Below are 6,086 nucleotides of genomic sequence, written 5' to 3' on the forward strand. Positions count from 1 at the left end.
GGTTGCCTGACGCTGATCTCCACCTCGCTCGGTGCGGAGGACTCTCCGAAGTTCGACGGCGCGATCCTCTTCTTCGAGGACGTGGACGAGGCTCCGTACAGCATCGACAGCATGCTGACCGAGCTGCGCCGGGTCGGCGTGCTGCGCAGGGTCGCCGGTGTGGTCATCGGCCAGATCACCGACAGTGTCGCCGAGCCGGGCGAGTGGGATGCGGCAGCGGTGCTCAAGGACCGCCTGTACGACCTTGGCGTGCCGGTCCTGGGCGGGCTGCGGCTGGGGCACGGCAACGGGCAGCTCACCGTTCCGCTGGGCTCGCACGCCACGATCGACGCCGCGGCAGGGACCCTGACTGTGGAGCCGGGGGTTCGTCCGCGCCAGGCCTAGAGTTCAGACCTGCGGCTCTGGTCCCAGGGGGACGGGTCGTCGCGCAACCGGCTGTACAGATAGCCGTCGCGCCACTGGCCGGCCCGAAACTCGCTGGCCCGCACGACGCCCTCGAGCTGGAAGCCGGCCTTCTCCAACGCTCGTTGCTCGGCGACGTTCTCCGGGTGCGTGCCGGCCTGGATGCGCTGGGCCGGGGTGTGGTGGAAGAGGTAGTCGCAGAGCAACGCCTGGGCGCGCCAGCCGATGCCTCTCCCCCGCCACTGCGGCAGCAGGACGATGCCGATATCCCAGTACGACGCCCGTCCGGCGTAACGCCTGGCGGTGTAGCTGACGATGCCGGCGGCGGCCTGCTCCTGCTCGACCTCCACGACGAGCCGTCCGTCGTCCTCGCCGAGGTAGCCGTCGACGGCGAACCGCCGTGCCGGCGCCCCGGCGTCGCTGAAGCCGGCCCAGTCCAGACCGATCAGGCCCGGCTCGGTGCGGAGCCGGCGGAAGATCGTCAGGTCGGGCTCGGCAACCGGCCGTAGCCGGATAGTGAGATCGGCCGAGACAGACATCGACATATCGCCACTTTCCATGGCGACACGCTAGCTCACGCAGAGCCGAGTGCGGGTTCTGCGCCGTGCGCGCGCAGAGCGACCGGCGTTGACAGCCGAGGCTCTGGTCGGCTCCTTTGGAGCTGAATCGTTGACGACATCAGCTCCGAAGGACAGCGCGCGAAGAACTTCCCCGCCGGCAGACCTGGCCGCCAGTCAGACCTTGAGCAGCACCTTCGTGCAGTCGTCCTGCTTCTTCTGGAAGATCTTGTAGCCCTTCGGTGCGTCACGCAGCGGCATCCGGTGGCTGACGATGAAGCTCGGGTCGATCTCGCCGCGCTGGATGCGCTCCAGGAGCGGCCGGGTGTAGCGCTGGACGTGGCACTGACCGGTCCGCATGATCAGCGAGCGGTTCATGAACGCGCCCATCGGGAACTTGTCGACGAAACCGCCGTACGCGCCGACGACCGAGACCACCCCGCCGGAGCGGCAGGCGAGGATCGCCTGCCGGAGTGCGAACGGTCGTTCCGTCTCGACACGCGCGGCCTGCTTGGCCCGGTCGTACGCGTACAGGGCGGCGTTGCCGTGGTGGCCCTCCAGGCCCACCGCGTCGATGCACGCGTCGGGGCCCCGGCCGGCGGTCATCTCGTTGAGGGTGTCCAGGACGTCGACTTCCTCGTAGTTGATCGTCTCGGCGTCGATGTGCTCCTCGGCCCGCCGCAGCCGGTACGGGAACCGGTCGATGACGATCACCCGCTCCGCGCCGAGCAGCCGGGCGCTGGCCGCGGCGAGCAGCCCGACCGGCCCGGCGCCCCAGACGGCGATGACCTGCCCGGGTTTGATGTCGCACATCTCAGCGCCCATGTAGCCGGTCGGGAACACGTCGGCCAGCATGACCGCCTGGTCGTCGCTGATCTCGTCGGGCACCTTGACCGGGCCGACGTCGGCGAACGGCACCCTGGCGTACTCGGCCTGGCCACCGGCGTAGCCGCCGAGCAGGTGCGAGTAGCCGAAGATGCCGGCCGGCGAGTGCCCCATGATCTTCTCGGCGATGCCGGCGTTCGGGTTGGAGTTCTCGCAGACCGAGTAGAGGCCGCGCTGGCAGGACGAGCAGTGCCCGCAGGCGATCGGGAAGGGCACGACCACCCGGTCGCCGGGGGCGAGGTTGCGGACCTGGGGGCCCACCTCCACCACCTCGCCCATGAACTCGTGGCCGAGGATGTCGCCCTTGCGCATCGCGGGGATGTAGCCGTGGTAGAGGTGCAGGTCGGAGCCGCAGATCGCGGTGGTGCTGATCCGGACGATCGCGTCCCGAGCGTTCATGATCTTCGGGTCGGGTACGTCGATGACCTTGACGCTGTCGGTGCCCATCCAGGCGGTGGCCTTCATCAGCGGTCCCTTTCGGAGAGCTCGGGCGGTCAGCGGCGGGACGCGGGCAGGGGCTGGGCGGGTCGCTGCATGGCCTGTTGGCGTACGGAGATGCCGTTGGGGCTGCCCTCCGAGCGGACGACCTCGCCGGTCTCCAGCACCTGCTTGAACCGGCGCAGGTCGTCGCGGACCTGCTGCTCGGGTTCCTCGCCGAAGAGCTTCGCCACCGCTCGGCCGAGCGCGCCGGCCGGTGGCGCGTAGCGCAGCTCCACCCGCACCTCGGTCCCCCGGTCACCGGGCGCGGGCACGAACCGGACCCGGCCGGCGTTGGGCACCCGGGTTCCTGGCAGCGACCGCCAGGTGATCGACTTGTTCGGCTGGTCGTCGATGATCTCGGCGTCCCACTCGACGCGGTGCCCGGCCGGACCACGGGCGATCCAGTGCGAACGGCGCAGGTCGTCGGCGCGGACGGACTCCAGGTGTGCCATGAACCGGGGCAGGTTCTCCATGTCCCGCCAGAACCGGTACGCCTCGGCGGGCGACCGGTTCACCGTCACCGCGATCTCCATCCGGATCACCCGCGCGCGGGCCCGTCGCGCCTGGCCGATGCGGATGGCGGCGAGCGCATCGATGGCGGTGATGCCGGCGATGGCGAGGGTGGTCAGCGCGACCCGGCGGCGGCGTTCACCGCCACGGTCGGCGAGGGCCCGCCCGAGCAGTGTGAGGTCCATCGCGTCGCCGGCCACTCGGCTCCAGGCCCAGCCGGCCGGTCGGCGACCGCTGAGCAGGCCGGCGGCGCTGCCCAACTCCCGCAGACCGATGGCCGGGAGCACGGACCGCGCGGCCGGGGAGTCGTCCACCCCGGTCAGTCGCGCGACGGGTCCGGGAGCGACAAGGGCGCCTACCCCCAGGGCCAGGCTCAGCAGGCCGAGCGCGCTCGGCAGCGTCGCCGGCACCGGCCCGTCCAGCTCCGGCAGGAGCACAGTGTCGACACGACTCATGTCCGGTTCCTTCCGGTGGGCGGCGCCGCCGGTCCGCTGGCGGGAGCGGCGGGGGTTCCGCCCCCGTGACGCTATGCGGTACCCGTGACCTCTGCGCCACATTCGGGCATATCGCGGCATTCGAGGCGCACGGGCGAGTTGTGCGCCTCACTCAGTCAGCATCGCGACATTGACCGATATGGATCAGATACCGAACGTTACCGTCTGCTCACCGTCGCCGCGACACCGGAAGGACCACGACAGTGAGCCGCACACTCCTACGCCACCTGACCGCCACCATCGCCGTCGCCCTGCTCGTCGTCGAAGCCGCCGCGCCGGCCGCCGCGCGTACCCCCGGGTCGTCCGCGCCCGGCGGCGTCCGCACCGTGGTGCGCGACGCGGCCACCGGCGTCCCGGTCCCCCGGGCCTGCGCGGCGCTCGTCCCGGTGGACGCCGCGGCGTTGGCGGCGGTCACGCTCGGCGAGGACCAGCTCGGACGGTACGGGGGGTGCGCCGACGAGCAGGGCGTCCTGGTGACCGGGGACGTCGCCCCGGGGAAGTACCGGCTGCTGGTGCGCCCCTACGACACGACGACGCACGGCTGGCAGTGGGTGGGCCGGCACGGCGGGACCGGCGACCGTGAGCGGGCACAGGTGGTCCAGGTCCGGGCCGGCGCGGTGACCGACGCGCCGACCGTCCGGCTCGACCCGCCGGGCACCATCGTCGGAGTGGTGACCGACGCGGCGACCGGCGCACCGGTCAACCGCGCCCTGGTCATGGTCGTGCCGTACGTGCCGCATCCCAAGTACGACGACCACGGCCCGACCACCGACGAGGACGGCCGCTACACGATCACCGGTCTCGGCCCGTACCACTGGCCCGTGCAGTTCGCCGCCGCCGGGCTGGCGACCGTGTGGTCCGGTGGGGTGGGCGGTCGGCAGCAGGCACGGCCGGTGCGGGTCCGCGCGCACCAGACGGCGACCCTGAACCAGGCGCTGCCCGCCGGCGTACCGCTGGGTGGAGCGGTAGTGGTCGACGAGCTGGCCACCTACGCCCAGGTGATCGCGTTCGACGCGGCGACCGGGGACCTGGCCGGCGTGGCGGACGCGGGCAGCGGTTACGCCCTGCGCCTGCTCCCCGGGCAGCGGGTGAAGCTGCGCTGCGACTGCGCGTACGCCCCGGCGGTCTGGCACCGCGACGCAGCCGGCTTCGACGCCGCGACTGCCGTGCGGGTCCGCCGGGCGCCCGTCGTGGTGGACTTCAACCTCGACTGACCCGGATTCTGGCCGGCCGCCGGAACCTTCTCCCGGGCCCGTGGGTGGGAGTGGTGGAGAAGGGGGGTGACGGTGTCCGACGGCGATCCGATCTCCGAGCTCTACGCCAGCTGTTTCCGACGCCTCGTCGTTCAGCTGTACGCGGTGACCGGTGACCTGACCGAGGCGCAGGAGGCGGTCCAGGAGGCGTTCACGCGAGCACTGATGGCGCCAGGGCGGTTCGCCGAGCTGGAGAACCCGGAGGCCTGGTTGCGTCGCGTCGCGGTGAACTGGGCCCGCAGCCGGTACCGCCGCCGTCGGGTGCTCGACGGGCTGCTGCGCCGCATCGGTCCACCGCCGGCCGTCGCCGACCACTCCCCGGAGCACCTCGCCCTGCTGTCCGCGCTGCGCGTGCTGCCCGAGGGGCAGCGACATGCGCTGGCCCTGCACTACCTCGTCGACCTGCCGGTGGACGAGGTCGCCGCGACGCTGGGCGTGTCGTCGGGGACGGTGAAGTCCCGGCTGTCGCGGGGCCGGGTCGCTCTGGCGGCGTTGCTCGCCGACACTGACGCCACGGAAACCGGGAGGATCGATGTCCGGTCGTGAGTTCTCCGGGTTCGACGTCGACACCGTCACCGAGGCCGTGTCGCAGCCGCCCCTCGACGAGCTGCGCACCACTGCCCGATCCCGTCGGCGCCGGTCGGTCGCGACGGTGACCACCGCACTGGTCGTCCTGGCCGGGCTGACGGTCGTACCGCTGGTGGTCGAGCCGGACCGGGGCACGCCGGCCGACCCGCCGAGACCGTCAGGTGCGCAGTTCAGCGAATTCACGCTGACCGGGCCCGACTCCGGGGTCGACGTGCGGCAGGACGGCTGCGTTGTGCGCTTCGCGTACACCGGCGACGACGGCCGCAGTTGGTCGGACTGGGACGCGGCGCGCTTCGAGGGCACCCGATGTGCGGCCGACACCGCCTCAGCGACGCCGAGCAGCAGCATGGACTTCTCCGTGCTCGGTGAGCGGTCGTACCTGGTCACCGACTACGGCCTGGCCCACCTCTCCACCGACTACGGCCGCACCTGGCGGGACGCGGATTCCGCGATCGTCGCCGTGCCCACCTTCCCGGCGACGGCCCGACCTGTCTCCTGCGGATTCGGCTGTGAGGCGGTGTCGGAGCCGCTGGCGGTGGACCCGTCGAGCGGAACGGTGTACCGCCTCACCACCCCGGCGCCCACGTTGCTGTCGCTGTTCAGCCTCTACCCGGCAGCGGACGGCAGCATCTGGGCCACGTACCAGACAGGCGGCTCCCAGGGGGCGACAGTCGCCCGTAGCGCCGACCGAGGGGCGACCTGGACCACCTGGAAGGTGGGCGCCGACGCGGTGGTGATCACGGCGGTCGGGCTCGACGATCGGGAAGGGTACGTGCTGACCCAGTCGACGAAGCCGGCTGGCGGGGTGCGGCTGCTGCGGACCACCGACGGTGCGAAGACCTGGACGGACACCGGCGCCGAGTTGCCGGCGCAGCTGCACTACGACCTCACTGTGGGGTCGGACGGCTCCCTGCTGG

General features: G+C 72.0%; 6 protein-coding genes and 1 pseudogene. 4 read left to right on the plus strand and 3 right to left on the minus strand.

Translation table 11 applies throughout. The features are described 5' to 3' along the window. Window positions 1–384: pseudogene (locus ABZ749_RS27000) on the plus strand (LD-carboxypeptidase); the annotation flags it as partial. Here ABZ749_RS27000 and ABZ749_RS27005 read toward each other — a convergent pair. The 3 genes from ABZ749_RS27005 to ABZ749_RS27015 form a co-directional block, all read right to left on the minus strand. Beyond that, window positions 381–962, minus strand: a complete 582-nt coding sequence (locus tag ABZ749_RS27005) for a GNAT family protein (RefSeq protein WP_357232746.1) — start codon at window positions 960–962, stop codon at window positions 381–383. The pseudogene ABZ749_RS27000 and the gene ABZ749_RS27005 sit on opposite strands and share 4 nt — an antisense overlap. Before the next feature lie 174 nt (window positions 963–1,136). Then, window positions 1,137–2,309, minus strand: a complete 1,173-nt coding sequence (locus ABZ749_RS27010) for a zinc-dependent alcohol dehydrogenase (RefSeq protein ID WP_357232749.1) — start codon at window positions 2,307–2,309, stop codon at window positions 1,137–1,139. Between the two features lie 29 nt (window positions 2,310–2,338). Beyond that, entirely contained in the window at window positions 2,339–3,289 is a 951-nt protein-coding gene (locus tag ABZ749_RS27015) for an SRPBCC family protein (protein WP_357232751.1), read from the minus strand. Window positions 3,290–3,531: 242 nt separating this feature from the next. Here ABZ749_RS27015 and ABZ749_RS27020 point away from each other — a divergent pair, with 242 nt between their 5' ends. The 3 genes from ABZ749_RS27020 to ABZ749_RS27030 form a co-directional block, all read left to right on the plus strand. Further along, window positions 3,532–4,542: a carboxypeptidase regulatory-like domain-containing protein gene (locus tag ABZ749_RS27020; protein WP_357232753.1), complete on the plus strand. Its 1,011-nt coding sequence runs from the start codon at window positions 3,532–3,534 to the stop codon at window positions 4,540–4,542. A gap of 66 nt (window positions 4,543–4,608) precedes the next feature. Continuing rightward, the gene (locus ABZ749_RS27025; protein ID WP_357202183.1) at window positions 4,609–5,127 is read left to right on the plus strand and encodes a sigma-70 family RNA polymerase sigma factor; all 519 of its coding nucleotides are present in this window, start codon (window positions 4,609–4,611) and stop codon (window positions 5,125–5,127) included. Then, window positions 5,114–6,086: hypothetical protein (locus tag ABZ749_RS27030; RefSeq protein ID WP_357232755.1), on the plus strand; the 973-nt coding region annotated here is incomplete at its 3' end. The genes ABZ749_RS27025 and ABZ749_RS27030, both read left to right, overlap by 14 nt.

Origin of the sequence: Micromonospora sp. NPDC047753 (assembly GCF_040642735.1) — a bacterium.
In the GTDB taxonomy this organism is placed as follows: domain Bacteria; phylum Actinomycetota; class Actinomycetes; order Mycobacteriales; family Micromonosporaceae; genus Micromonospora.

Bases quoted from the DNA above. Each gene is read 5' to 3' on its own strand.
- ABZ749_RS27005 (WP_357232746.1), bottom strand. From the start codon at position 962: ATGGAAAGTGGCGATATGTCGATGTCTGTCTCGGCCGATCTCACTATC.
- ABZ749_RS27010 (WP_357232749.1), bottom strand. From the start codon at position 2,309: ATGAAGGCCACCGCCTGGATGGGCACCGACAGCGTCAAGGTCATCGAC.
- ABZ749_RS27015 (WP_357232751.1), bottom strand. From the start codon at position 3,289: ATGAGTCGTGTCGACACTGTGCTCCTGCCGGAGCTGGACGGGCCGGTG.